The sequence below is a fragment of the Bhargavaea cecembensis DSE10 genome (assembly GCF_000348905.1).
Classification (GTDB): domain Bacteria; phylum Bacillota; class Bacilli; order Bacillales_A; family Planococcaceae; genus Bhargavaea; species Bhargavaea cecembensis.
The window spans coordinates 320,088-347,087 of record NZ_AOFT01000001.1 but is presented as its reverse complement, the minus strand read 5'-3'; the positions used below and the strand labels follow the sequence as shown (position 1 = coordinate 347,087).

Here is a 27,000-nt window from a genome sequence, read left to right as displayed (position 1 = left end):
TCCTTTATATTTCGTCATTTACCGTAAGTCAGCCTTCGCCAGATGCGTTCGAGCGGTCCCTGCCTGAATTTCTGGAAATACAGGTCGGCCAGGATGCACTGGATGGCGAATATGGCCACCGCAAGCCAGGTTCCGAGCGATACGGACACCTTGCCGTAATAGCCGAGGCCGTAAGAGTAGAAGATCAGGGTCGCGATGATCGACTGGGTCAGATAGACGGTCAGTGACATCCGTCCCGCGGATGCGACCGGATGGAACACTTTCCGGATGAGTCCCGACTGCAGGAGCAGCAGGACGAGCCCGACGTAGCCGACAGTCAGGAGCGGCCCGCCTATTGAATCCTGCACCATCTGTGTGGTGAAGCGCAGATCGGTGAAGTAAGGCAGCGATTTCAGGGCAAGCCCTGCTGCCGTAAAGAGAACCGCGGGGAGGATCCACTTTTTCCAGCTGTCCGATGCCTTCTCGATCAGGCGGAGCTTCCCTGCCGCGGCCCCGAACATGAAGAGCGGCAGGATCATGAAGACTCCCATCGGAATCGATGCCGTATTCATGAACAGCCAGTCTGCGGCACGCTGTGCGGTCACTTCACCGAACGATCCGCCGGCATAGGCATCAATTGAACGGTTGACATTGGTGATGTCCGCATACGCCCCCATCATGCCGTCGGGATCCAGCTTCTCCGCAAAGAAGGTCAGGAGCGTCAGCAGCGCCATCGGCACGATATAAACGACCGCCCCGATTGCCGTGAGTGCCGCTGCCGGGAGCCGGAGCATCCACATGAAGATCAGGCCCATCAGTGCATAGGTGATCAGGATATCACCCGGCCAGATGAGAAAAGCATGAACAATCCCGAAAAGCAGGAGAACGCCCATCCTTCTGGCGGCAGTCGGAACAAACGGCCTTCCGAGCCTGACTGCTTTTTCATACTGCATGTTCATCCCATAGCCGAAAAGCATCGCGAACAGCGGATAGAAGCTGCTCTGGAACAGGATGTCCACCCACATGTGGGAGACCTCGTCGCTGAGCGACCGGAACCACGTGAACGGATCGATATAGACGTACGGTGTATGGAAAAACAGCATGTTCGCGACGAAGATGCCGAGCAGGGCGAACCCCCTCAAATAGTCCAGCGCCGCAATCCGTTCAGATGATGCGGTCGGTTTTAGTGTCGGCAAAATGATCCCCCCGGATAGTCAATACTCGCTCCCCGTCAAACAGGTACAGGAGCTTCTCTTTAATGTTAATGTCAAGGATGTCCCCGATCGCCCGTGCGTAGAGCGACAGCTGGACTCCATACCGCTCGGCCATTGCAGCCTCGAGCGATGCCTCCGAACGGAACATGCCTGTCCGGTCGGTTTTATAATCGAGCAGAACCCAGCCGTCTTTTTCACGGAAGAGGCAGTCGGCGATCCCCTGCAGGATCTGCCGGTCGCCGTCCCCCGCGTCAAGCCCATAGGTGAACGGCAGCTCCCGGCGGATATCCGGGGACTTCCGGATGCGTTCATAGATAGGGGTTCCGAAGAAACGGGAGATTGCAGCAGCATCCACTTCCCTTGCCTCTTCATCCGTGATGAGTTCCCGGCGGGTGAGGTCAGTGATGAGGTTCTGCACCTCCCGGACGGTCTGCGGGCGGGACAGGTCGATATGCTGCATGATCGTATGCATCGCCGTCCCGATTTCTGCCGCCGTAAGCGTCCGCTCCTGCATGAATTCCGGCCTATCGTGCATGTACATCGGCCGGATTTCATCGGAGCGGGACATGAACGGATCCGGCTCTTCCGCATTTTCCAGCAGCCACATCCGCTTCACTTCACTGACCGACTGCTTCGAACGCTTCCGGACAGAGGCACTATGGGGATAGGAGGCGGTAAACCGGCTGAGCACCTCTTCCTCCGCCCCGCTGTCCGGCGTCTTCTCCTCCCGGTCCGCTTCCGCTGCGATTTCCGCAGCCGGTCCGCTTTCAGAAGACAGATCGGAAGGAGCAAGAAACTCGATATTCCAGACAGAGCCGTCATCGAGCAGCTGTCCGCCGGGAACCGTTCCGTGTGGGGCAAACGCCCGGTGGCGCGCCACTGCGGGCCCGATCCAGTCGAGGTAGCCGGCTGCGCGCGACCGGATATACTCTGGCAGCCGCTCGCCCGGGGCAAGCTGGCCCTCCTGCCACTTCATGACCGCCGCGTCCGGGTCCTTCACGGATCCGATGAGATGAAGGGCCTCCTTGGCGCGTGTCATGGCGACATAAAGGACCCGCATCTCCTCGGCACGCATCTCAAGCTCCTTTTTTTCCTTGATTGCAAGGAAAGGCAACGACGTATACTGGATCCGATTGTCAGGATCCACCGCCTTGACCGCAAGGCCGAAGTGCTGGTCAAAGAGATACGGCTGGTTAAAGTCCATTTTATTGAACTGGCGCCCCACTCCTGCGACGAACACATGCGGGAACTCCAGCCCCTTGGACGCGTGGATTGTCATGATCCGGACGACGTCGTCCTGCTCGCCGACCGCTTTTGCGGTGCCCATATCGTCACCGCGTCGCCTCATCCTGTCGATGAAGCGGAGGAAGCGGAACAGCCCGCGGAAGGATGTCCGCTCGTACTGGATCGCCCGGTCGTGCAGGGCGCGCAGGTTGGCCTGGCGCTGCTTGCCGTTCGGCATGGCGCCGGCCATTTCGTAGTAGTGGGTATCCAGGTAGACCTGCCAGATCAGGTCTGCAAGAGACCCCCTGCGTGCCAGATCCCGCCACTCTTCGAAGTGGATATAAAACCTTCGGATCTTCTCTTCAGTCCCTGCCGGAATGCCGGCGGAAGCCCCGTTCCGTACATATTGCTTGAGCGCCTCATAGTACGGCTCATCAGGTGCCGCCAGGCGGATCTTCGCCAGCTCGTTTTCACCGAGCCCGATAAACGGTGCCCGGAGCACGGAGGCGAATGGGATGTCCTGATACGGATTGTCGATGACCCGGAGCGTGTTCAGCATGATCATCACTTCGATGGCGTCAAAGTAGCCCCCCGACGTTTCCGCATATACCGGAATGCCCGCATGCTTCAGCTCTTCCGCAATTTCACCCGACCAGGTCATCGAACGCATGAGGATGACGATATCCCGGTAACGGAGCGGGCGCGTGCTGCCCGACCACGGATCGGTCACCTCTGCTCCTGACTCCATCAGCTTCCTGATTTCCCGGATGATCGCCCTCGCTTCCTGCTGGGGCTGCTTGAGTTCCTCGTCAGATGCTGACGATTCATCTGCGTCTTCTTCCTGTTCCTCATGGAGGATCGTCAGTGTGGCCGGGCTGCCCGCCCCCGGATATGGGGCGCCGGGCTTCAGTTCCGCGGCTTCGTCATAGTCGATCTCACCGACACGCGCACCCATCACCTGGCGGAACACATAGTTCGTCGCATCCAGCACTTCCCTCCGGCTGCGGAAGTTGGCGTTCAGGTCGATTTTCATTCCGGTTCCATCCGCATCCCCATTGAATCTGAGGTATTTCCCGAGGAACAGCATCGGCTCTGCCAGGCGGAACCGGTAGATCGACTGCTTTACATCACCGACCATGAACAGGTTTCCGTCCTTGTTCTCCCCGCTTTTGACAAGCGAGACGATCGTCTCCTGCAGGCGGTTCGTATCCTGATATTCATCGACCAGCACTTCCCGGAAGCGGTCACGGAAGTCGTGGGCGATCTCCGACGGCACAAGCGTCCCGTCCCGCTCTTCCGAAAGGATGTCGAGCGCCAGGTGCTCCAGGTCGGAAAAGTCGACGATGCCCCTGTTTCTCTTCACCTCTGCATACCGCTCGCCGAACCGAATCGTGAGTCCGACAAGTGTGTCCATCATCGGTGCCATGAGCCGCATCTCTTCCAGCAGACGGGCAGGCGTCCGGACAAAGTATGATTCCTTCAGCCCGTTTACAAGCTTCTTGATGTCATTCCGTTTTTTCTTGGCCCGCTCCGCCAGCTCCTCGTCACAGCTGTCTTTGCGGATGGTGCCGGCCTTGGCCCACTTGATGGCGGAAAAGGCATGGTATGCCTCCTCCCATGTGCCGCCTTCCATGATCCCGAGAAGGGAGCCGATGAGGGCTCCATCTTCTTCCGCAGTCGAAGCAAGTGGCGCCGGGCCATCCGGAAGCCGGGCGATGCGGCCCACTTCCGCCGCCATCGATGCCGCCTCTTCCAGCTGGTGGCGGATTGCCTCCTTGAGCGGACCGATAAACGGCAGGCTGTCGATGTCCGCGTCAGGCGGGAGATGATACTGGCGCGGGATGTCCCGCAGCCATTCCTCAGGTTTCGGGTGGACGCGGGAGTAGTCGTACAGCCTGTCGATCAGCACTTCGATCGCCTGGTCGTCGCGGTCGGATGTAAAGCTGTCCGCGAGCCGGTAGACGGGCTCCGGATTTTCCGAGCCGTACGCCTCCTCGAGCACACGGCCGACCACGTCATCCCTGAGCAGTGCCGCCTCCGCGGTATCCGCGATGCGGAAGCCCGGGTCGAGGTCCAGCACATAGGCGTATTGCCGGACGATGTTCATGCAGAACGAATGGAGCGTCGAAATCTGCGCTTTGTTCAGGAGGCTTAGCTGCCGCCGGAGACGCGATGAAGATGGATTTTTTTCAATGGCTTCTTCGAGCGCCGTCGCCATCCGATGGCGCATTTCCGCCGCTGCCGCGTTCGTGAACGTTACAACGAGCAGTTCGTCGACGTCGATGGGATCATCCGGATCGGTCACCTTGCCGATCAGGCGGTTGATGAGGACAGCCGTCTTCCCCGATCCGGCCGCAGCCGAGACGAGCAGGTCGCTGCCCGAGGCATGGATTGCCCGCCACTGGGCATCCGTCCACGTTGCATCAGCGGGTTTCACCGGTATCTTCATCTCCAAGCACCTCCTTCTGCATCAATTTGATCGACTCTTCGGGAGTCAGCTGGCGCAGCGCCTGGTAGCGCTGGGCCGGGTCTGCAGGGTCGAACTGGCAGACCGACCGGTACGCGCATGTCTGGCAAGGCATCCGGTCCTTCATCCGGTATGGGAGTACCCGTGTGTCGCCGTCGATCATGGAATCGCCCGCCTGCCTGTGCTTTTGCCGCACATACTCGCGCATAAGCGAGAGGCTTTCCGGCCCGAGCACCTTGGACGTTTTCGAAAATGTGCCGTTTTTGTTCATCCGGACAGGGAGCGTATCGGAAGATCCATCGAGGTTTTTGTCCATTTCCAATACGACATCCGGGTTGTCCAGGACATAGCCTTTCATCCGGTAGGACTTCATCGCCTCCGCCTCGATCTCCGCGTCGTCCATCACGCCCGACTCGGCACGGAGCATCGGGTTGTGCACATGCATATACAGCACGCCTGCAGGCAGCGCTTCCCTGCCGAACCACTCGTCGGAATTGAGGAGTGCGACGTCCAGGTAGGTCAGCATCTGGAGCGACAGGCCATAGTAGACTTCCGCAAGGTCCAGTGCCCTGGCCGATGACTTATAGTCGACGACACGGATAAACGGCTTTCCGTCCACTTCCGCAGCATCCACCCGGTCGATCCTTCCCCTCAGCTGCATCGTCCGGCCCCTCTTCAGGGGAACGCGGAGAGGCGGGAATTTCTCACCCGGGCCAAATGCCGCCTCGATGGCAACCGGGTTGAACCCGGATTGCTTGGCCTGTTTGGAGAGCCCGAGGAGCGTACGCTGGATGATCCTTGTGATCTTCCGCTTGATATAGGCATACCTGCTTGAACTCAGCAGGATCTGATTGAAGAAATACGGACTGATGGACTCCACGGCATCTCTGGCCAGCGTCAGGCATTCGGTCCGGCTGAGCGCACCCCAAGACAAGTTCCGCCGTCCGGTCTCATCCGAGATCCACTTCAGCGCGGCGTGGAACAGGTCGCCGAGGGCCGGCGGGTCCAGCGTGAATTCACCGCGCTCGCGCAGTTTCAGCCCGAAACTGGCGTAATGCTGGAACGGGCAGCTGAAATACGACTCGACACGCGAGACGCTTGAACCGATTTCTTCGCCGTAAAGTGCAGCCGTGACCCCCGGTTCAAGCCGTTCCGTCTCCCGCCGCCTGGTCGGGCGGAACACCTTCCCGAAGATCATCGACCAGTACGGATCGTTCCGGTAAAAGTCGATGGCAGTCCGCCACGGACCGGACAGTTCTTCCTCGTTTTCCGTTAGCCGCAGGTGCGCGGATGCGTACCGGAGCGTCGCCCTCGGATGGCTGATGTATTCCTGCCAGCTTTCCTCTTCCGGCAGGCCCGCAGGGTCATTGAGCACATCGGTTTCAGCCACATCCGGCAGGATCTGCCGGATGCGCTTCAGGTACAGCGACGGAATCAGTGCCTTGCCTTCCCCGTCGGATGCCGGATAGGAGATGAACAGTTTCGAGGAAGCCGTCGTGAAGGCACGGTACGCCATGTACATCTCGTCCATGAGACGCATCTTTGTCGTCGGCGCCAGTTCGAAGCCGATTTCCATGAACCATTCCCGCTCGCGGTCGGACAGGAGTCCTTCCTGGTCGATGCGTTTCGGGAACACGCCGTCATTGACGCCGATGATGAAGACGGCTTCCATGTCCATCAGCCTTGAGATGTCGACAGTCGTCACCGTTACCTGGTCGATCGAAGGCGGGATGCGGGCAAACTCGAGTGTATCGAATCCCTCATCAAGAATCCGGATGAACTCTGCGAGCGGACGCTCCTTGTCCCCGAACATCAGGACAAACTGATCCAGCACCTCAATCCAGGAATTCCAGGCCTGGTCATGCTCCGCCGCCTCGAACAGCCGGCCGGCCTCTTCCTCGCGCCGCCTCAGGTCGACGATCTTGTCGAACACATGCAGTTCCTCCATGAACGTAAAGAGGGTCGTCGCGATGTCACGTCCCGTCCTTCCCCTCCGCAGGCGCGCCTCAAGGTTGGCGAGCGGCTCACGGACAGCATCCCGGATCAGATGGATGTCTTCCTGCATCGCGAGTTCTTCATCTGTCTGCACGTTTCGGTGAAATTCCAGGCCGCGGTACCGTTTTACCTGCCAGCGTTTTTCATCGAACCAGCGCTCCCCGCGGATGCCGTTTGCCAGCACAAAGTTCTCGAGCCGGTCCGCCCGGTCCCGCCATTCCGACGGATCTGCCCCGTGCGGGAAAAACAGGTCGGTCTTGACGGCCCGGAAGATGTCTTCATACTCCCATCCTTCCGCCACCGCCTCGAGCACCGATCGGCTGAACTCGATCAGCGGATGGTGGAGCATCGGCTTTTTCCGGCTGATGAAGACCGGGACATCATAGAGCGGAAACACCGTCTCTATCAGCTCGTCATACACCTCAGGCTGGCGATACAGGATCGCGATGTCCCGATAGCGCATTCCGGACATCATCAGATTCCGGATCCTCCTCGCCACGGCATGGACTTCCGCCCTTGCGTCCGCCGCACGCATCAGTTCCACATCGCCTTCTGCAGATGCGGTCGCCGCCGGGTATTGGTCAAACACCGATTCAAGATGGGCAAGTGCCCTGCTTTTGAAACGGCGAGCCATTCCCAGGTGAAAGCCGTCTTCGGTCTCCACCCCGTTCCGTTTGGCGGCATCCATCAGCCGGGCGGCGCTTCCCTGCGCATTAAAGAACAGCTGTGACCCTGTCGGACCCCCGTAGGGATCTTCCATTGGAAGCACAACGGTCACGCGTCTGGCGTGCTTCATGAGTTCTTCGACGATTTCCAGCTCCCGTGTCGTGAATGTCACGAAACCGTCCACGTACACTTCAGCGTCCTTCACCAGATCAGAGTGCCGGATCTGGGAGGCGAGAAGCGCCAGATAGCCTTCGCTGTCCACATAGGCGGTGCCGAGCCGTTCCTCGATCTTGCTCATGAGCAGTTCCAGGTCATCGGCTTTGTCCAGCAGCGCGCGCGGCGCACCCGCCTGCTGGAGCTCGCCATGCATATCGGTCATCGTCGTACAATCGAGGCAGTAACGGCTGAACTCCTTCAGCAGGTCTTCCAGCTGCTCGGTGAATCCCCGCTTGTCGGCCGCCTGGCGGAACAGCTTGAACTCGTCCCTGTTTTCTGCCAGCAGGCTCCGGATCAGCATCCGGTAACCGAAGCCGTTCACTTCCGTCCGGGTGATCCCGCCCGTCTCTTGGAGAATGCGCCAGGCCAGTCGCTTGAACGTCGCCACCTGGGCGCGGATCGTTCCTCGAAGGCCGAACTCCGTCGACAGGCTTTTCTCCATGGAAAATGACATCTGGTCCGGGACAACGACAAAAATCGGCGAACCGAGGGGATCTTCCTTCAGCTTGCCGGCAATCTCTTTCCGGATCATTGTGGTCTTTCCCGAACCGGCCCGGCCGGTAATCAGCCTGAATGACATCAGCCCCACTCCTTTCTGTTTGTGTCTATTATAATAGTAGATACAAAAACGAACAAACGTTCTGTTGATATGTAAGATAAAGCATGCCGGGCCGGGGCCGCCTTGCAGTCAGCTCTCCTTTTCCCGGCGTTGTTCCTCCTCCGCAGCCGTCTGTTCTTCGCGGATCGACCTGAAGTCATTTTCCACACGCTTATCGAGCCGCTTTTCCAACTGCTTGCCGCCGAGCCAGAGCAGGAAAATGACGAGCGCGACTACCGCCGTCCGTCCCGGCTGGGTGACCAATGAGCGGAGGTCATGGCCGATAAAACTTGCAATGGCGATCATCACGAATTTTCCGGCCATCAGAGTGATCAGATACACTTTCTTTTTCAGATTGGAAAGGCCCGCCACGAGATTCACAAGAGCGGACGGCGTAAACGGAAAGCAGAGCAGAACGAACAGCGGTCCGAAGCTGTTGCGCTCCACCCATTGGATCAGTTTCCGGACCCGCTCACTTTTCGTGAGGAACCGGAATACTCTCGCATCACCGTATTTCCTGATCAGGAGAAACACGGTATAGGACCCCGCAACCGTTCCGCCCCAGCTGATCAGGAAACCGAAAAAGAATCCGTACGCATTGGCATTCGCAAGGACGAACACAAAAAGAGGCAAAAACGGCAGGAATGCCTCGATAAACGGCAGCAAAAATCCCAGAAGGGGCCCCAGCGCCCGGTAATGTGATGTCAGTTCATACAAGGTGTCAAGATCCAGCCAATTCTCCATGTCCTACCCCCGACCCGGTTTGAAGTGTCATTTCCCTTATTTTACGCTATTCATGCAACTCTACAAAATCGGGCGCCCGAAGGGAAATGTTTGTAGTATAATTCTAATTATAATCATGCAAGAAAGATGGGATTTCATGCAAAGAGAAGGCCTTGCCGCCGGCCTGAAGGCGGGGCTTACCATTGCCATCGGCTATTTCCCTGTGGCGCTGACATTCGGGCTGCTGGCCAAGACGACCGGGCTTTCCCTGACTGAGACGGTTGCCATGAGCATCTTTGTCTTTGCCGGTGCCGCCCAATACATATCCCTCAGCCTGATTGCGGCCAAGGTGGACCCCGTGCTGATTGTGCTGAATACGTTCATCGTCAATATCCGCCACTTTCTAATGACGGCTTCGCTCAATGAAAAGATGCAGCCTGACGCCAGATGGAAAAAAGCGGTCTACGCATTCGGCATCACCGATGAAACATTTTCCGTGATCTCCACAACCGGCGAGGGACGTGTCCGGACTTCCTATGCGGCAGGGGTCATTGTCCTGTCCTATGCAAGCTGGGTCATCTTCAGCGGAATCGGCCATGTGATCGGGGCCAACCTGCCGCTATTCCTGCAGGCAGCGATGTCGATTGCGCTTTACGCCATGTTTGTTGCGCTTCTCATCCCGTCCCTGAAAGGCAACCGGAAGGTCGTCCTGCTTGCTCTGACGGCAGCCGCAATCAATGGGTTTTTCTTCTGGACGGAACTGCTGTCGACCGGCTGGGCCATCATGGTATCGACGCTCGCTTCTGCCGTCATTGTCGAAGTGCTCTACGCCCGCCGCGGAAATGTGCTCCGGCGTGCGGTTGAACGAAAGGAGGGGGCCTGATGGGCAGCTGGTACTGGTGGATGCTGCTTGGCATGGCGGTCGTGACCTACCTGCCGCGCGCCATCCCGCTGACCTTCCTTGAAGGGAAAGAACTGCCGCCGGCCGTATCCGGCGTGCTCCGCAATATCCCGTACGCCGTACTCGGTGCGCTGATTTTCCCGGCGATTTTGTATGCACAGCCCGATGATCTGCTGTTCGGAGTGATCGGCTTTGCATCTGCCGCGCTGATCGCCTGGCTGGGCGGAGGCGTCATGGGGACCGTTCTCGGCACAATTGCTGTACTTGCAGTTTATAGCCTTCTCGTCGGCTAGCTGCGTGAGCAAACCCCAAAAATGACCCGGCGCTTTTGCGCCGGGTCATTTTTCATTCCCTATCTTGACTTTGCCCCTGCCTGGTCCGTTCCCTCATCCTGCCGGCCATGTAGAATCCTGCAGTCAGTGAAAGCGCATCAATCGTATACAGGAGCCACGTGTGCGTGTATCCCGCATAGACGGACGCTGCAATCAATGCCACAGTCAGGACCAGCCCGACCACATGGTGGTAGGTCACCCGGGTGAACAGGACGACCAGTGCCGCCGGCAGGAAAAGCGCCAGGATGATTTTAAGTGCGTAAGATTCCACAGGCCGATCCCCCTCCCCTGCGAATACCGGTCAGCGGACGACGAGCAGGCCCATCCGGTGGTGGTCATGCCGGAAGATCACATGCTGGCAGAGCCTAAGCTCCCCCTCCCGGTTGAGCACCTCGACGCGGCAATGGGCCGCGTTTACCTGGATGGCCTCGTACAGTTCCCGTTCGTCCGTCACCGTGACGCCGTTCACCTTCCGGATGGTTTCGCCGGGAAGGATCCCCATTTTGTCTGCAGGGGATCCCGGAAGGACTGCGGCCACGACCACACCGTCACTTCTTGGTGCGACCGCGAAGTTCCCTTTGCTTTCCCGCACGGCGGCCCTGATGGTGATCATGGCCCGCATGATGAACCCGAGTGCAAGGACGGCCCATCCGGCCAGCGGCTCCCAGAGCCCCAGGAAAGCGGCTGCCGTAACACCGAGTCCAGCCACAAAGACCGCCTTGCCGTATCCGCCGTAAACCTGTCCCGGCAGCACGTGCCTGGCCGTATGTTCAAAACCGATCACGGCCGGAATGAAAATCAGGTAATAAGACGTTCCGCCGAGCGTGAACTGCGGCCAATAAGGAAGCATTTCCCCAATCGGGCCGCCCGGGACCGCGAAAAGGAGCGGCAGGAGCCAGAGGCGCTTGGTCCTGTAGGCGGCTCCCTGCAGTCCCCTCGCCGTCTCCTGCAGGAGCGGGGAGGCATCCCGCGCTCCGTACTTGCGGATCAGGATCCCTTCGGCAACCGTGAGCAGGCCGGCAATCACCGTGATGGTGACAGCCTCCTCTCCCGTCACTCCCGCATAAGTCCATCCGATGAACGGCCAGTCCGTCGCGACATCGTAGCGGCCCAGCAGCCAGTAGGCAAGCGCGGCAAGTCCGGCTGCATAAATCGGAGCCCCAGCCTGGTAGCGGAACAAAAGCACGCCGGCCAGCATAAAGCCGCAGAACAGCACGAGCCAGCCCTTCGGTACGACAAGCCCGGCACCGGTAATGATCAGTGACAGGACGAGTGCGGCCAGCCACGACTCCTTCAGCAAACCGCGGAATTCGGCCAGGCCTTCATCCACCCTCACCCGGAAATGCTTCCGCTCCCGCCTGACCCTCGTGTAGCCGAGCAGTACCGAGAACAGCAAAATGATATAAAACAGCGGGTTCATGAAAAACCTTCCCGCGCCATGCAACAATTCGAACATGATTTCCTGGAACATCAGACTGTCACCATCCCCGGTTCTAAACAACAAACCAACTTCATTACTTCATTCTATCAAAACCGGGGTGGGATGAGAATGGTTTTAGTTGCCGGACTTTAATACGTGTTTCATATAGCCGACGGCAAGCTGCAGCTGATCGTCATTTTTGTCGTCCGCCTTGTATTCGACCACTTTGGCGCGGAGGGCCCGGAAAAACGAATCGTCCATGGCACCGCCGGGATCCAGATCCTCATTGTCCCTGAACCGCTCGACCGCCTTCAGTGTCGTCTCGTCATAGTAACCGTCCTCGCGGGTCACGTCATAACCGAGTGCCGCCAGCACCCGCTGCGCATACCCCACATCTTCTCCGTAGTCGCCGGGCTGGAAGCTGCCCTCGACCGGAATGACGGGCAGCCCGTAAAGCGACTGCTGTTCGGATTCAAGGTCCGGCTTGACTCCCTTGCCGTGGATCCACTGTCCGGAAGGGGTCAGCCACTTGTGGGTCGAGAGTTTCATCTCACCGCCATTTGAGAGCGGCCACGTTTCCTGAACCGTCCCCTTGCCGAAGCTGACGGTCCCGATGATGAACGCCCGACCGTTGTCCTGGAGCGCACCGCTCAGCACTTCGCTTGCCGATGCGCTGCCCTTGTCCTGGAGAAGCACCGTATTCATCCGGCGCATCGCCTTCCCGTATTCCTCGTCTTCGGGCGGTTCGGACCGGACCGGCTCCTTGACCCCTTCCGCGTTCTGCATGAAGGCAAAGACCGTTCCCTCCCTAAGCAGGCTGCCCGCAATTTTGGACACGCTGAACAAGTAGCCGCCGGGATTGCCCCGAACGTCGATGATGAATCCGTCGGCACCCTGGCTGATCAGCTGCTTTGTATGTTTCTCCCACTCAGCGGCCGTCTCCTCCCCGAACATCGAGATGGATACCACCCCGACCTGATAGCCGTCTTTCTCGATCATCCGGCTGTCCACTGTCTTGACCGGAATCGCGCTTCTCTTCATTGCGACTTCCAGATGCCTGTCCTCATCCGGCCGGAAAACCGTCAGCGTGACATCCGTCCCTTCGGCGCCCTTGATCAGGGAAAGCAGTTCTTTCATCGTCTTGCCGTCCACACGCTCCCCGTCTACACGGACAATTTCATCGTACGGCAGTATGCCGGCTTTTTCAGCAGGGGAATTACGGACCGGGGCAACAATGATAAAGCGCCCGCGGGATTCCGTAATTTCCGCCCCGATTCCGACACGCTCGTCCGACAGCGATTCCTCATGGGCGGCCGCTTCCTCTTCGGTCATGTATGTACTGTACGGATCGTTCAGCACATCGGCCATCCCCCTGACAGCCCCTTCGACCAGCTCGTCCCCTCCTACACGGTGGACGGCCTTTTCCAAAATCAGGTCATACGCTTCGTCGATCGGCTTTTTGCCGCTTACGGTTTCCGCCGATTCGCCTTTCCCGTTCTGGACAAAGTAAAAGATTCCGCCCGCTGCCGCGCAGACCGCCACAAACATTAAAAATCGGCTCATGCGCATCTGGCATCCCTCCTCCGTCCAAGTGTATGAACAGACTGGTAAGCATACGACACGCATGGCCGATTTTTATCTCCCGGAAAACCGGGGCTAAAGAACTTTAATTAACTTTCAAAGGCGTTTTCCAAACAAGCGGGAGTCCGGCCTAATACTCGCCCCCTCAGTCGATACTGGCTGTCAGGCTCCTCATCATTTCAGCATCCATCGGTCCTCGGACCACATGGCGGATGATGCCGGACGTATCGATGATGTAGGTGGTCGGGATTGTAATGACCTTGTAGACGTCCATCTGCTCCCCTTCCGCGTCAAGCGGGATCGGGAATGTCAGGCCGAATTCATCCACAAACGACTGGATATTCGCCATCACCTTTTCCTTGTCGCCGCGTTCGGAAGTCGACAGATTGACGGCAATCACCCGGACACCCGCCTCCTCGGCTTCCTCCTCGTAGTACTCCTGCATATGCGGCATTTCCGCGCGGCAAGGCCCGCACCAAGAGGCCCAGAAATTCAGGATCACTTTCTCGCCGCGGAGATCCGACAGTGTCAGTTCTCCGCCGTCCAGCGTCTCCAGTGTAAAGTCAGGGGCCGCCTCCCCTTCGGCAATCCCCTCCTCGGGTTCCGCCGCGGTGCCGGTGTCTGTCTCTTTCTGCGATTCCGACTGGGACAATTGCCGCTCGAGCTGCTTTTTCTGACCGCTCAGGCCGTCATCCGCCGTGTTTTTCAGCATGATGCCGACCATTGCCGCAATCACGGCCAGTGCGATGATTGAACCGATCCACTTTTTACTCATTCGTGATGCCTCCTGCCTCCCGATAAAAAAATAAATTGATAAACAACAAAAATAACGGTCGAAACAAACGACAACCCGCTGAAACCGTCAGGCTGAACAGTTGCCGCCATCAGATGGACCGCCAAAAACAGCACGGTCAGCTGCCGTTGCCTGAGAATCGTGCCGTCCGACCTTAAAACGGCCAGAAGGAGCAAGATACCGAACAAGACGACAGTGACCGTCTCGGCAACCGGTCCGTTATTGTTCAGAAGCGCCATCATGATCTGATAGACGCTTTGGACAGTGACCGCCGCCATGAGGACTGCCGGTGAACCGGCCGCGCCTTTTTTCCAGATAAAGAAGAGGGCTGCCAGAAGACCGGCCAGTGCGCCGGTAAGCCCTCCGTTGTAGTAAAGGAGGGACAGTGGCGCTTTCATAAAGTTTCCGAAGTCGGTCAGCACGTAACTGCCTTTCCAGACCAGCACAAAATAAAACGCCGCATCCCCATAAATCCCGGCCTGCCGGCTGCCAAATCTGACACGGAGGAGGATATAAGCAGCGATCAGTGCAGCAAGTGCCGACAGATGGGAGGACGGCACAGATAATTTAAAGATTGTGATGGCTTCTGTCACTTGCATGGCTGCGCCTCCGGACGGATGTTTTCATCTACAAGATTAGAGGATGGAGCGCCTGCCCGTCCACCTTCCGGCACAGGCCCGGAGACGAATATTGTCCATTCTATGACACGGCAAAAGAAAAATCCCGCCTTTTGGAAGGCGGGATGGATATCTTGCTTATAGCGGTACGTAGCGCATCGGGTTGACCGGATTGCCGTACGTTCCGATGTGGACTTCGAAGTGAAGGTGAGGGCCGCTGGAACGTCCCGTCGAACCCATTTTTCCGATCAGCTGGCCTTTGCTGACCTGCGCACCCTTGCTTGTGTTGATCGCGGAAAGGTGGCCGTACACCGTCGTCATGTTCTGGCCGTTCACGGAGTGGGTGATCATGATGTAGTTCCCGAGCGTGCGGTGGCTGCCCGTGGAAGACACGATGCCGTTGCCTGCCGCCACGATCGGTGTGCCCGTCGCATTGGCAATGTCGACACCCTGGTGGTTGGAAGATGCCCAGCTCAGGTTACGGTAGCCGAAAGTCGATGTGATCCGGCCTGATGCAGGACGGGTCCATGTCCCGCCCGACACAGCCGGTGCCGGCGCGCTCGTGTAGCCTACCGAGCTGCCGGACTTGCGGTTCGTTTCAGCCTGCTTGGACGCTGCTGCAGCAGCCGCTTTCTTGCGTGCTTCGGCTTCCTTGCGCTTGCGCTCTTCCTCTGCCTTGCGCGCGATTTCGGCGAGGCGCTCCTGTTCGGCAACGATCTGCTGCTTAAGCTCCGCGCTCATCTCATGCGCTTCGGAGTACTCGGCTTCCAGGTTTGCCTGTTCTTTCTCCAGGCGCTGCTGTTCGGCTTCAAGCTGGCTGACAAGTCCGTCAAGGTCTTTTTTCTGGCGGTCCAGGTCCGCTTTTGCGGCCTCAAGCTTTTTCTTGTTTTCTTCCTGGCTTGCAAGCTTGGTCTCTACCTGCTGTTTCTGGTCTTCAAGGGTCGCCTTGTCCGCCTTTTGTTCGGTGATGATCTGGCGGTCCGCTTCCCTCAGTGTGTTGACCGCGGAGACCCGGTCGATAAAGTCGGAAAAGCTGCTTGCCCCAAGAAGGACATCAAGGTAGCTTGTGGAACCGCCGGTGACCTGCATGGCCCGTACACGGTCGCGGAGCAGGGCATCGCGGTCGGCGATTTTCTGTTCCAGCTCTTTGATGGAGGCACGAAGTGCTTCGATCTCGGCTTTGGTCATTTCAATCTCCGACTCCAGCTTGGCGATTTCGTTTTGCTTCGCTTCGATCTTCCCATGCAGGTCCTTGATCTGTGCAAGAAGCTTGTCCATCTTCTCGGAGTTCGCCTGGATGTTGGAGGCCTTCTCCTGGATGCCCCGGTTCAACTCATTTTTCTTTTGTTCGATCTGTTGCTGCTGGTTCTGGAGATCATTGAGCTTGCTTGCCGACACGCCGGTCGTGCCGAGCCCAAAGCTCAGTGCCATCGTGGCGGCCACGGTGGCGATCAGTGGCTTCGACTGCTTCAACTTTTCATTTCCCCTTTCAGGACACTGCGATTCTTTCTGTCTGAACATGCTGTTTTATGTGTGATTCAGATTTTCAGGAACTTGCGCACCGACATGAAGCTGCCCCACATTCCGATGAAGACGCCCATGAAGAACAGGATGCCGGTAACGATATATAGGAACGGTACGGGCGCCAGAATCTGGATCATTTCTCCCCGGAGGCGCGGTTCCGCATAGTCATAGAATTCAAGATAGCCGAATACAACGACCAGGATCGGGATGATCGATCCGAGAATGCCCATCCAGATCCCTTCCAGGACAAACGGGATCCTGACAAAGCTGTTCGAAGCCCCGACCAGCTTCATGATTCCGATTTCGGTCTTTCTCGCCACGATCGTGATGCGGATCGTATTCGAGATAAGGAACATCGCAGTGAAGAGAAGGGCGAGAATCAGGATCAGGCCTGCGTTGCGCCCAAAGTTCAGGAAGTCGAACAGTTTTTCGACCTTGCCTTCCCCGTAGACCACCTCATAGGTGTTGGGGTACTCATCGATTGTCTGTGCGACTTTAGCCGTCTGCTGGGGATCGCTCGCTTTTACATAAAACGCCTCGCGGAGCGGGTTGCTCTGTTCATATAGCTTCAGGTCCTCACCGAAGTCCCGGATCATCTGGTCCAGTTCCTGGTCGCGTGTCGAATAAATGACTTCCGCGACGCCCGGTGTTTCCCTGATCTGGTCTTCAAGCGCTGTTGTCGAAGCTTCATCTGCCGCAAGTTCGACATAAACCTTCATTTCGACGTCATGTTCCAGATCATCTGCGATCTTGTTCAGATTCAGCATGATGGCCACGAACACGCCGACGAGAAGCAGTGTGACCGTGACCGCGCTGACCGATGCAAAGGTCATCCAGCCGTTCCGGCCAAGCGACTTGAAGCTTTCGCGGAAGTGGCGGCGGAGGGTCCTAAATTTCATAGCCGTATACCCCTTCCGCTTCGTCCCGCACAATCAGTCCGCCCTCAATGGCGATGACCCGGTGTCTGATCCGGTTGACGATATCTTTGTTGTGGGTCGCCATGACGATGGTCGTCCCCAATTGTTCATTGATGTCCCTGAACACGTTCATGATGCCCCAGGAGGTTTCCGGGTCCAGGTTCCCTGTCGGCTCATCCGCGATAACCACCTTCGGGCGGTTGACGATCGAGCGGGCGATGGACACGCGCTGCTGCTCTCCGCCGGACAGTTCCGTAGGGAGCATCCTGGATTTCGACTTGAGTCCGACCAGGTCGAGCACTTCCGTCACCCGATCACGGATGGAATCGGACGGTGCCTCGATGACTTCCATTGCAAAAGCGACATTTTCGTATACCGTCAGCTTCGGAAGCAATTTGAAGTCCTGGAAAACAACACCGATTTTCCTCCGGACGAACGGGACCTCCCTGTTCTTCAGCGTGGCCAGGTTGGTCCCGTCGACATATATTTCTCCAGATGTCGGTTTTTCCTCGCGATACATCATTTTGATGAATGTCGATTTGCCTGCACCGCTCGGCCCGACGACATAAACAAACTCACCGGGCGAGATTCTGACATTCAATCCGTTCGCCGCAACGACACCATTGGCATATTTCTTGTAAACGTCTTTCATTTTAATCATAAAAAAATCACCTAACGCCCTTTATCCGGGCTAAAATTTTCCGGCAGGCTCATTATAACACTATAAATCTCGTATTTTATTACAAGTATATTTCATTTTGACTACAGAAATCGTTGATATAAGTGGATTCGTGTCGCTTGACAAAGAAGGAGGGAAGTTGCTGGAGAATCATGCCTCAGGCGGGGAATGGTTTCATCCATAAAGGGAGAGAATAATCAAATTAATGACAAAAAAAGACCGTCTCCCGGAATGGGTACCGGGAAGACGGCTGTTGATTATTTCTTTTCGGAAAGCCATTGTACGACGGCATCCAGCTCTTCGCCTTCAACGAGTCCGCCAGGCATGGCGCCTTTACCGTTTGCAACGATATCGTGGATCTCATCTTCCGACAGTCGGGAGCCGACATCATTAAGTGCCGGGAAGTTTCCTTGACCTTCAAGGTTTTCACCGTGGCAGGAAATACACTTCTGTTGGACAACCTGTTCAGCATCCACGCCGGATGCGCTCTCGCCTGCGGATTCTTCTGTGGCTGCGTCGTCGTTGCCTGTATCGGCTGCGTCGTCGGCTGTGTCATCTCCGCCGCCTCCGCAGGCACCCAGAATGAGTGCAGAACCGAACAGCATTGCCAATAGTTTCTTTTTCATTCTCTGATCCCTCCAGTTTCGACATGTGTTCCCCATTAGTATACCAAACCGTCCTGATTTCAAACATGAAACGCCGGGTCTGTCTTGGTTTTCGTGACAAAGGGATGAATTTGGAGGAAATAATTGTGTTTTTATAGATCAGTGGTGCTCAAAGCAAGACGCCCGTAATTTGGCAATCAGCGGATCAAACTCCGGTTGGCCATAAGCAAAACAGACGGAGGCGGCACCTGTTTGGTGCTACCTCCGTCCGGTCAGTTAACTTATTGCCTGCAGCGTCTCATGAAAGCCGGGATCGCAGATAGGCGTTGATGAACAGGTCGATATCGCCGTCCATGACGTTCTGGACATTGCCTGTTTCCGTGTCCGTCCGGTGGTCTTTGACCATCGAGTACGGGTGGAAAACGTAGGAGCGGATCTGGCTGCCCCACCCGATCTCTTTTTGTTCACCGCGGATTTCCAGGAGTTCTTTTTCCTGTTCCTCGATTTTCAGCTGATAAAGCTTCGCCTTCAGGAGCTTCATCGCCTGTTCACGGTTCTTGATCTGGGAACGTTCGGACTGGCAGGTGACGACCGTATTGGTCGGAAGGTGCGTGATCCGGACCGCGGAGTCGGTGGTGTTGACGTGCTGTCCGCCCGCGCCGCTTGAACGGTACGTATCGATTTTCAGGTCTTCCGTACGGATATCCAGCTCGATTTCATTGTCGAACTCCGGCATGACTTCACACGAAACGAACGAAGTATGGCGGCGGCCCGATGAATCAAACGGCGAGATCCTGACGAGCCGGTGCACGCCCTTTTCAGCCTTCAGGTAGCCGTAGGCGTTATGGCCCTTGATGCTGATGGTGACCGACTTGACGCCCGCTTCATCACCGGCCAGGTAGTCAAGCGTCTCCACCTTGTAGCCGCGCTTTTCACCCCATCGGGTGTACATGCGCAGAAGCATCGAAGCCCAGTCCTGGGACTCCGTTCCGCCAGCGCCCGCATGAAGCTCGAGGATGGCATTGTTTTTGTCATACTCCTCGCTAAGAAGCATGCCAAGCTCGAATGCTTCCAGATCTTCGCCGAACGATTGGAGTTCATCCGAAAGTTCCGCGTGGAGATCCGGGTCGTCTTCCTCGCGGAGCAGTTCCAGCGTCATTTCAAGGTTTTCCTGGGTTTCTTCCAGACGGCGGTACTCGTTCACGACGTCCTTCAGGCCATTCGCCTCGGAGATGACTTTCTGGGCTTCATCCTGATTGTCCCAGAAACCCGGCTCGAGCATGCGCTCGTCGAGTTCCTGGATCCGTGCCTCTTTGTTTTCTAAGTCAAAGAGACCCCCTGAAGCCCGCCAGTTTCCCGGCTGTAGTATCGAGCTGATTTCTTGCGTCAGCAAGTTCCATCATAATGAATTCCTCCTAAATATGTCGGACTGCACTCAGATCATGCGGGACGGCTGTCCGCCGTCCGGGCTGTCACGCCGTGCTGCCGTGGCAGTTCTTGAACTTCTTGCCGCTGCCGCATGGGCATGGATCGTTTCTTCCGACGATCACTTTTTTCCGGATCGGCTTTTTCTTCACTTCGCCGCCGCCCTCTTTCGGGTTGACGGCCTCTCCCTTGGCGACTTCCTCGCGCTGCAGGTTCTGGCGGATTTCAGCCTTCATCGCATACTTGGCAACATCGTCGCGGATCGCATCGACCATGTCTTCGAACATCCGGAACCCTTCGTTCTGGTATTCGCGGAGCGGATCATTCTGGCCGTATGCCCGGAGGTGGATCCCCTGGCGCAGCTGATCCATTGCGTCGATGTGGTCGATCCATTTGGTGTCGATGGACCGGAGCAGGACGACTTTCTCGAATTCCCGCATCCGCTCCGGAGTCATTTCCTCTTCCTTCTCGTCGTAGCGCTTCCTGACCGCTTCCTTCACCGTGCCGATGATGTCGGCCTGCGATTTGCCCTGCAGGTCGGATACAGTCAGCGCGCCTTCAGGAAGAAGGTTCGCAGCAAGGAAATCTTCCAGGCCTTTCAGGTTCCAGTTTTCGCTTTTCTCGTCTGCTGTATACACAGGGACCATGCGCTCGATGACATCGTCGATCATCGATTCCACGAGCTCGCGCATGTCATCGGTTTCGAGCACGTCGTTGCGTTCCTTGTAGATGATTTCGCGCTGCTGGCGAAGGACATCATCATACTGGAGCAGGCGCTTCCGTGCGTCGAAGTTATTGCCCTCTACCCGCTTCTGGGCGGATTCAACCGCGCGGGAGACCATTTTCGACTGTATAGGCTGGTTATCATCCATACCGAGACGCGACATCATGTTCTTCATGTTGTCGGAACCGAAGCGGCGCATCAGGTCATCTTCAAGCGACAGGTAAAACTGAGTGATGCCGGGATCTCCCTGACGGCCGGAACGCCCTCTGAGCTGATTGTCGATCCGGCGGGATTCATGCCGTTCCGTACCGATGACCGCGAGGCCTCCGGCATCTCGGACGCCTTCGCCAAGCTTGATGTCGGTTCCCCGGCCCGCCATGTTCGTCGCAATGGTGACCGCACCGCGCTTGCCGGCTTCCGTGATGATTTCGGCTTCCCGCTCATGGTTTTTCGCGTTCAGCACATTGTGCGGAATGCCGTATTTGCGCAGATAGGCGGAGATGATCTCTGATGTCTCGATCGCAACGGTACCGACCAGGACCGGCTGGCCCTTCTCATGGCGTTCCTTGATCTCTTCCGCGACCGCTTTATATTTCCCTTCGGTCGTTGCGTAGATCAGATCCGGCCGGTCATCCCGTACAATCGGCTTGTTGGTCGGGATGACGATGACGTTCATGTTATAGATGTTCCGAAGTTCCTCTTCCTCGGTTTTGGCCGTACCGGTCATCCCGGACAATTTGTCATACATCCGGAACAAGTTCTGGAACGTGATCGTGGCCATGGTCATCGATTCATTCTGGATTTCGAGGGCTTCTTTCGCCTCGATCGCCTGGTGCAGGCCGTCGCTGTAACGGCGGCCCTTCATCAGACGTCCTGTGAACGAGTCGACGATGACGACTTTGCCTTCTTCCACGACATAGTCGACGTCTTTGTGCATGCTTGCATGCGCCTTGAGCGACTGGTTGATCGCGTGGTTCAGGCGGACGTGGCTCAAATCGAACAGGTTATCGATCTGGAATGCCTTCTCGGCCTTCTCGATCCCCGACTCGGTAAGCGTGACGCCCTTTGACTGCTCATCATAGGAGTAGTCCTCATCTTTCTTGAGTGTGCGGACGAACGCATTCGTCTGGATATAGAGCCTCGCGTTTTTCTCGGCCTGGCCGGAAATGATCAGCGGGGTTCTCGCTTCATCAATCAGGATGGAGTCGACTTCGTCAATGACCGCATAATGGAGCGGCCGCTGGACACGTTCTTCCTTGTAGAGGACCATGTTGTCGCGCAGGTAATCGAAACCAAGCTCGTTGTTCGTGCTGTACGTGATATCCGCCTGGTAGGCTTCCCGCTTCTCGTCTTTGTCCATGCTGTTCAGGTTCAGGCCGACCGTGAGGCCCAGGAACTCATAGATCTGCCCCATTTCGGATGCGTCACGGCTTGCGAGGTATTCGTTGACCGTCACGACGTGGACACCCTTGCCTTCAAGGGCGTTCAGGTAGACGGCCATCGTCGAGGTAAGGGTCTTCCCTTCCCCGGTCTTCATCTCGGCAATATTTCCGTCATGCAGTGCAGCGGCACCCATGATCTGGACGCGGAACGGGAACATGCCGGTTACGCGCTTAGCCGCCTCGCGGACAACGGCAAATGCTTCCGGCTGGATCTTATCAAGCGACTCGCCTGCAGCGATCCGGCTCCGGAACTCTTCGGTCTTTGCCTGCAGCTCCGCATCGGAGAGCTTTTCCATCGCAGAGGCATGGGATTCAACCGCATCTGCAACCTTTTCCAGCTTCTTGACATCCCGTTTATTCGGGTCGAACATTTTATTTAAAACGCCTAGCATGTCGTCACTTCCTAACTAGTCTCAAAGTCCATTTTAACACCCGCCATGCACCCGTTGCAAACATCCGCGAGCGGCAGATCCGCACGGAAACAATCGAAATTTGAAAGATTCGAAGGCCAATCCGCTGTTTTTCCCGATACTGCCATGTTCAGGGGCCGATTCCGGAATCACGCCTTTCCGTCCGGGAAATGAAAAGAAGCCCGCCGGAAGGGGCGGGCCTTGGAAGGCTTTGGCGGGTTATTCGACCTCGGTTTCGATGAGGCCGTATTTCCCGTCCTTTCGCTTATACACGATGTTCGTGCCGTTGGATTCGGCATCGGTGAAAATGTAGAAGGAGTGGCCCAGCATGTTCATCTGGAGAATCGCCTCTTCCTGGTCCATCGGCTTCAGGCTGAACTGCTTGGTGCGCACGACTTCAAACTCCCCATCTCCTTCCTCCTGCGCAGCCGCCGTCTCATTGCTTTCGGTCACGGTTGCAAAGTAGGAGGCAACGCCTTCACGCTCACGGAACTTGCGGTTCACCCTTGTCTTGTACTTCCGGATCTGGCGTTCGAGTTTTTCGTTAATCAGGTCGATTGCCGCATACATATCGGAGTTCCGTTCTTCCGCCCGGAGGGTCAGGTTCTTCATCGGGATCGTCACTTCGACCTTTGTCTGGCGGTCGTTGTACACCTTCAGGTTGACATGCGCCGTCGCATTCACCTCATCCGTGAAATACCGTTCGAGTTTTTGGATTTTCTTCTCCGTATACTCGCGGATGGCAGGCGTGACCTCGATGTTTTCCCCGCGGATATTGAAATTCAGCATATGAACTCCTCCTTTGTCAGGCTATATATGTTCTATTCTACATCTTCCCTCGATATCCCTCTTGGAAACAAAGCCGGAATTGTCGAATCGGTGTCATTTAAGCGCGGATCAGCGTCAGGGCGGCAACCGAGCGGGCTCCGGATTTTTTCAGCACATGGGCTGCATGATGCAATGTCGTTCCTGTTGTATACAGGTCATCGACAAGCACATAGTCGGCCCGACGGACTTCTGCACCATCCGCCAGTCGGAAAAGCGGATCAGACGCCATCCGTTCCTTCCGGCCCAGCCTGCCCAGATTCAGTGCCGTCGTCTTTTCAAGCAACGGGGCATACGGGATGCCGGCCTGCACAAGCAGTTCCTCCACCTGCGGAAACGTTCGCTCAACGAGACGAACCGGATGCATCGGCACCGGCACCGCCGTGCGGCCCTTCAAAATTTCTGCATGATGGAGTGCATCCGAAAACACGGCGGCCAGGGCCGCATCTTTCAAAAATTTGTACTGGCGCAGGCAGGTTTTCATTGCATCGTTATAGGCATAGAGCGAGACTGCGGCATCCAGCGCCCCCTCGTACGGTGTCCCGTTCCAGTCGCCGAGCGGAGGCATACTGTCTGCGGGAACAAATCCTCCCTCGCACCGCGGACAAAGCAGGCTTTTCCCCCGGTCGGTCAATAGACCCCTCCAAGTGGGAGGTCTTGATACCGGGCCGTCACAGAGCAGGCAATCCAATGGTCTTCACCCCTTCCCTGTTCAGCCTGCGAATTTCCCGCACTGCCGCATCCATCTCGGGGGTGACACCGTGGTGGAACAGGACAACGTCCCCGTCGGGATGCTCCGGTGACCTGCCTGCCCGACCGCTGATCTGGATGATGGCGGAACGGTCAAATACCACATTTTCAGAACCGGCCACGGCAATCTGGAGCCGCGGAATCGTGATTCCCCGCTCCAGGATGGTCGTCGTCAGAAGACCGGGAATCCGGCCCTCGCGAAGTGCCATGACCAGATCCCGCCTGTCCGGATGCGTTGCATGCACCGCGCCGATTCCGGCATCCAGATGGGAGAAAAGCGGCAGACATTGCTCCATAAGCGGGACGGACGGGAAGAAAATGAGGAAAGGCTCCTTCCTCTTCAGCCGTTCTTCCGTCCAGGCCTTCAGCCGCTCCGGCATCTTCCCGGCGGAGATCCTTTTCCTGTAACCGAAAAGCGGAACAATGCGGGGCACCGGAAGCGGATGTCCGTGGAAACGCACCGGGATGACCGACCTGCGGCCCTCCCTTCCGATCTCCGATAAGATGGCAGGCGATGGAGTCGCCGTGACGACGGCGAGCACTCCTCCCGGTTTCAGTGCTTTCCTGACCGCCAGCCGGAGGGTCCTGTCGAACGAATATGGAAATGCGTCCGCTTCGTCGACGATCACGGCATCAAACGCCTCCCTGAAACGATAAAGCTGGTGCGTAGTTGCAATGACGAGTCCGGCAAGACCTTCCCCATTGCCCGAACCGCCATACAGTCCGTGGATGACCGTCCCGCCGATCGCCTTCTCGAACCTCGGCAGAAGCTCCAGAACAACATCGGTGCGCGGTGTCGCGATGCACACCCGCTTCCCCTCCGACAAAAGGCGGTGGACCGGCCTGAAAAGGATTTCCGTTTTCCCGGCACCGCAGACGGCATGAAGAAGATGCGGTTTGCCGTCCAGCAGGCTCTCTTCCAGTTCCCCTGCCGCCCGCTCCTGAAGCGGGGTGAGCCGGCCCTCCCAGGTCAGCACCGCATTGCAGGCAGTCCGACGTTCCGGACCGCACCAGTAAACCAGTTCATCACACTCGGCGACACGCCCCATGTTCAGGCAATGACGGCAGTACCGGCAAACCTTTCCGCATTTCCTGCAGTTGAACGCGTGAAAATGCCGGGCATCTTCAGTCAGACACCGGCTGCACCTGGAATGGGTTCCGCCATGCCATTTCCGAATGGTCGCCACACCGGGAACGGTCCCGATCAGACCCTCCCTGATCAGGTCCCCGGCTTCCTCTTTCCCGACCGGCAGGAGTTCCCGCAGCCAAATGCGCCCCTGCAGAAATTTCTGCAACTCATCGTGAATGCCTATTCCCCCTCTCCCCCTTTGAACAGAATTTTCAGAACATGGAACTTGCAAAAAATGACCGCCATAAACGGTCACTTTTTCACCCAGCCGAGACCCATCGCCCCTTCCCCGAGATGGGTGCCGATCACAGGGCCAAAATAGCTGATCTTAAATTCGACATCCGGAAACTTCCGGCTCAGTTCCGTCCGCCACGCTTCCGCCTCTTCCTTGCGGTTTGCATGGATGATGGCCGCTTCCAGCGGGCCGTTTCCTGCGTCCTGTGCCAGCAGATCGGCAATGCGGTTCATCGCTTTTTTCCGGGTGCGGATTTTCTCGAACGGGACGATCACCCTGTCCTTGAAGTGCAGCAGCGGCTTGACCTGCAGCAATCCGCCGATCAGCGCCTGAGCGCCTGAAAGGCGGCCGCCACGCTGCAGGTGGGCCAGATCATCCACCATGAAATAAGCACGGAGGGAGTTTTTCATCTCTTCAAGTTCCGCGATGATGGCCTCCGGCGCAGCACCGTCACGGGCCATCTTTGCCGCCCTTAAGACGTAGAATCCCTGGGGCATGCAGGCGATTTCGGAATCAAACACCTGGACATCCAGACCATCCACCAGATCTCCGGCCTGACCGGCGGACGTGAACGTTCCGCTGATGCCGCTTGAGAGCGTGACGACGACGGCCGCCTCAAACCCCTCTTGCTTCAGGGTCTCGAAACAGTCTGCAAACTTTCCGATCGGAGGCTGGGAGGTTTTAGGGAGTTCCCCTTCCCTTACGAGATCATAGAACTGATCCGCTTCGAGGTCGACTTCTTCCTCATAGGTTTTCCCGTCGATGGTGACGCTGAGCGGGATCATACGGATGCCCAGCCGGTCCCGTTCCGGACCGGGCAGATAAGCGGTGCTGTCGGTCACGATGGCCGTTTTCATTCTATCTACCTCCGTTGTTCCCATTCTACTAAATCCCGATGGAAAACGGAATCAATATCAAAGCCCGGGCGGGATCCCGCCCGGGCTCCAGGAAGTCAGTGACCCGGCGCATTGCCGACGTAATAGACTTCCTTTACTTTCCATTTTCCGTCCTGCTTGGTGAAGACGGTCACTTGCCGCCCTTTTTCGGTTAAGGACTCACCGGTTTCCTTTTCGACGAGTGTCGTTTCGAGGTTCGCGAACAGCTGGGCTTCCGATTCTTCATAGGAAACGACTGTCATATCCGATGGCGTCCTCTCGACCTTGTCATACTGGGCTGCCATCTGCTCGAATGCCGCCCGTTCCTGATCCGGATCGTATGCGTCCTCTCCCGTTGCCAGGACTTCCAGGTAACCATCGATATCTCCATTATTGAATGTCCCGATGTAGCGGTCAAACGCTTCCAGGATGGCTGCCTTTTCTTCTTCAGGGACGCCGGATGCTTCCTCAATTGAGCCGTCATCCGCCATCTCAAAGCCGATGGCCCCGTCTTCCGTGCCATGTCCGATGGCAGATTGCTGTCCTGCCGGCGCATTGCTGTCATCAGTTGAGTTCGTATTTCCTTCCTCATCTCCGCCGCAGCCCGCCAACAGCAGGAGTGCCGCAGCCGGAGCCAGAAGCCATTTTATTTTTTTCATGTCAATTCCCTCCTCGGATAGTTTGGCATAGGAACTGGTTCCGATGCAACGGATTGACTATCCGATACATTTGAC

22 protein-coding genes are annotated in these 27,000 nt (G+C 57.1%); 2 read left to right on the top strand and 20 right to left on the bottom strand.

Features of this window, described 5'->3' with window-relative positions:
- Positions 1 to 14: 14 nt before the first annotated feature.
- The 4 genes from C772_RS01555 to C772_RS01540 all read right to left on the bottom strand — a co-directional run bounded on the left by C772_RS01555 (position 15) and on the right by C772_RS01540 (position 9,103).
- A complete protein-coding gene (locus C772_RS01555) occupies positions 15 to 1,175 on the bottom strand; it encodes a DUF418 domain-containing protein (RefSeq protein WP_008296803.1) in 1,161 nt (386 codons plus the stop codon).
- Entirely contained in the window at positions 1,144 to 4,866 is a 3,723-nt protein-coding gene (addA, locus tag C772_RS01550; protein WP_008296801.1) for a helicase-exonuclease AddAB subunit AddA, read from the bottom strand. The genes C772_RS01555 and addA overlap by 32 nt, the downstream gene beginning before the upstream one ends.
- Positions 4,841 to 8,341, bottom strand: coding sequence for a helicase-exonuclease AddAB subunit AddB (gene addB / locus C772_RS01545; RefSeq protein ID WP_008296800.1), 3,501 nt, complete (start codon positions 8,339 to 8,341; stop codon positions 4,841 to 4,843). Before addB ends, addA begins: the two co-directional genes overlap by 26 nt.
- Positions 8,342 to 8,449: 108 nt before the next feature.
- A complete protein-coding gene (locus C772_RS01540) occupies positions 8,450 to 9,103 on the bottom strand; it encodes a TVP38/TMEM64 family protein (protein ID WP_008296799.1) in 654 nt (217 codons plus the stop codon).
- Between the two features lie 136 nt (positions 9,104 to 9,239).
- On the opposite strand from C772_RS01540, the gene C772_RS01535 reads away from it, so the two are divergent.
- Both C772_RS01535 and C772_RS01530 read left to right on the top strand, forming a co-directional pair.
- Complete coding sequence (locus tag C772_RS01535) at positions 9,240 to 9,965, top strand: AzlC family ABC transporter permease (protein ID WP_008296798.1); 726 nt, start codon at positions 9,240 to 9,242, stop codon at positions 9,963 to 9,965.
- On the top strand, positions 9,965 to 10,276 hold the full coding sequence (locus tag C772_RS01530) for an AzlD domain-containing protein (protein ID WP_008296797.1): 312 nt from the start codon (positions 9,965 to 9,967) through the stop codon (positions 10,274 to 10,276). The genes C772_RS01535 and C772_RS01530 overlap by 1 nt, the downstream gene beginning before the upstream one ends.
- 52 nt (positions 10,277 to 10,328) lie before the next feature.
- Here C772_RS01530 and C772_RS01525 read toward each other — a convergent pair whose 3' ends face one another.
- The 16 genes from C772_RS01525 to C772_RS01450 form a co-directional block, all read right to left on the bottom strand.
- Positions 10,329 to 10,586, bottom strand: coding sequence for a CsbA family protein (locus C772_RS01525; protein ID WP_008296796.1), 258 nt, complete (start codon positions 10,584 to 10,586; stop codon positions 10,329 to 10,331).
- Positions 10,587 to 10,616: 30 nt separating this feature from the next.
- The gene (locus C772_RS01520; RefSeq protein ID WP_035001014.1) at positions 10,617 to 11,786 is read right to left on the bottom strand and encodes a PDZ domain-containing protein; all 1,170 of its coding nucleotides are present in this window, start codon (positions 11,784 to 11,786) and stop codon (positions 10,617 to 10,619) included.
- Between the two features lie 84 nt (positions 11,787 to 11,870).
- Positions 11,871 to 13,298: a S41 family peptidase gene (locus tag C772_RS01515; protein ID WP_235046356.1), complete on the bottom strand. Its 1,428-nt coding sequence runs from the start codon at positions 13,296 to 13,298 to the stop codon at positions 11,871 to 11,873.
- 163 nt (positions 13,299 to 13,461) lie between these two features.
- Entirely contained in the window at positions 13,462 to 14,091 is a 630-nt protein-coding gene (locus C772_RS01510; protein WP_008296791.1) for a redoxin domain-containing protein, read from the bottom strand.
- Positions 14,088 to 14,708: a hypothetical protein gene (locus C772_RS01505; RefSeq protein ID WP_008296789.1), complete on the bottom strand. Its 621-nt coding sequence runs from the start codon at positions 14,706 to 14,708 to the stop codon at positions 14,088 to 14,090. Before C772_RS01505 ends, C772_RS01510 begins: the two co-directional genes overlap by 4 nt.
- 156 nt (positions 14,709 to 14,864) lie before the next feature.
- Positions 14,865 to 16,199, bottom strand: a complete 1,335-nt coding sequence (locus tag C772_RS01500; protein ID WP_008296786.1) for a murein hydrolase activator EnvC family protein — start codon at positions 16,197 to 16,199, stop codon at positions 14,865 to 14,867.
- Between the two features lie 65 nt (positions 16,200 to 16,264).
- Positions 16,265 to 17,149 carry a permease-like cell division protein FtsX gene (gene ftsX, locus C772_RS01495; RefSeq protein WP_035001010.1) on the bottom strand — a complete coding sequence of 295 codons (885 nt, stop codon included), beginning with the start codon at positions 17,147 to 17,149 and terminating at the stop codon, positions 16,265 to 16,267.
- The gene (gene ftsE, locus C772_RS01490) at positions 17,139 to 17,828 is read right to left on the bottom strand and encodes a cell division ATP-binding protein FtsE (RefSeq protein ID WP_008296783.1); all 690 of its coding nucleotides are present in this window, start codon (positions 17,826 to 17,828) and stop codon (positions 17,139 to 17,141) included. Before ftsE ends, ftsX begins: the two co-directional genes overlap by 11 nt.
- Before the next feature lie 275 nt (positions 17,829 to 18,103).
- Positions 18,104 to 18,472, bottom strand: a complete 369-nt coding sequence (cccB, locus tag C772_RS01485; RefSeq protein WP_008296781.1) for a cytochrome c551 — start codon at positions 18,470 to 18,472, stop codon at positions 18,104 to 18,106.
- Positions 18,473 to 18,749: 277 nt separating this feature from the next.
- Positions 18,750 to 19,851, bottom strand: a protein-coding gene (gene prfB, locus C772_RS01480) for a peptide chain release factor 2 (RefSeq protein WP_152419669.1) whose coding sequence is annotated in 2 segments (ribosomal slippage) — positions 18,750 to 19,778 and positions 19,780 to 19,851 — 1,101 coding nt in all. Because the reading frame shifts where the segments join, the coding sequence is not laid out codon by codon here.
- A 72-nt stretch (positions 19,852 to 19,923) separates the two neighbouring features.
- On the bottom strand, positions 19,924 to 22,434 hold the full coding sequence (gene secA / locus C772_RS01475; protein ID WP_008296777.1) for a preprotein translocase subunit SecA: 2,511 nt from the start codon (positions 22,432 to 22,434) through the stop codon (positions 19,924 to 19,926).
- 237 nt (positions 22,435 to 22,671) lie between these two features.
- Complete coding sequence (gene hpf / locus C772_RS01470; protein WP_008296775.1) at positions 22,672 to 23,241, bottom strand: ribosome hibernation-promoting factor, HPF/YfiA family; 570 nt, start codon at positions 23,239 to 23,241, stop codon at positions 22,672 to 22,674.
- A gap of 97 nt (positions 23,242 to 23,338) precedes the next feature.
- Positions 23,339 to 23,911, bottom strand: a complete 573-nt coding sequence (locus tag C772_RS01465) for a ComF family protein (RefSeq protein ID WP_008296773.1) — start codon at positions 23,909 to 23,911, stop codon at positions 23,339 to 23,341.
- A gap of 37 nt (positions 23,912 to 23,948) precedes the next feature.
- Positions 23,949 to 25,322: a DEAD/DEAH box helicase gene (locus C772_RS01460; protein WP_235046355.1), complete on the bottom strand. Its 1,374-nt coding sequence runs from the start codon at positions 25,320 to 25,322 to the stop codon at positions 23,949 to 23,951.
- A gap of 86 nt (positions 25,323 to 25,408) precedes the next feature.
- A complete protein-coding gene (locus C772_RS01455) occupies positions 25,409 to 26,248 on the bottom strand; it encodes a DegV family protein (protein ID WP_008296769.1) in 840 nt (279 codons plus the stop codon).
- Positions 26,249 to 26,343: 95 nt separating this feature from the next.
- Positions 26,344 to 26,925 (bottom strand): YybH family protein, encoded by a 582-nt coding sequence (locus C772_RS01450; protein ID WP_008296767.1) that lies wholly within the window; start codon positions 26,923 to 26,925, stop codon positions 26,344 to 26,346.
- Positions 26,926 to 27,000 lie beyond the last annotated feature (75 nt).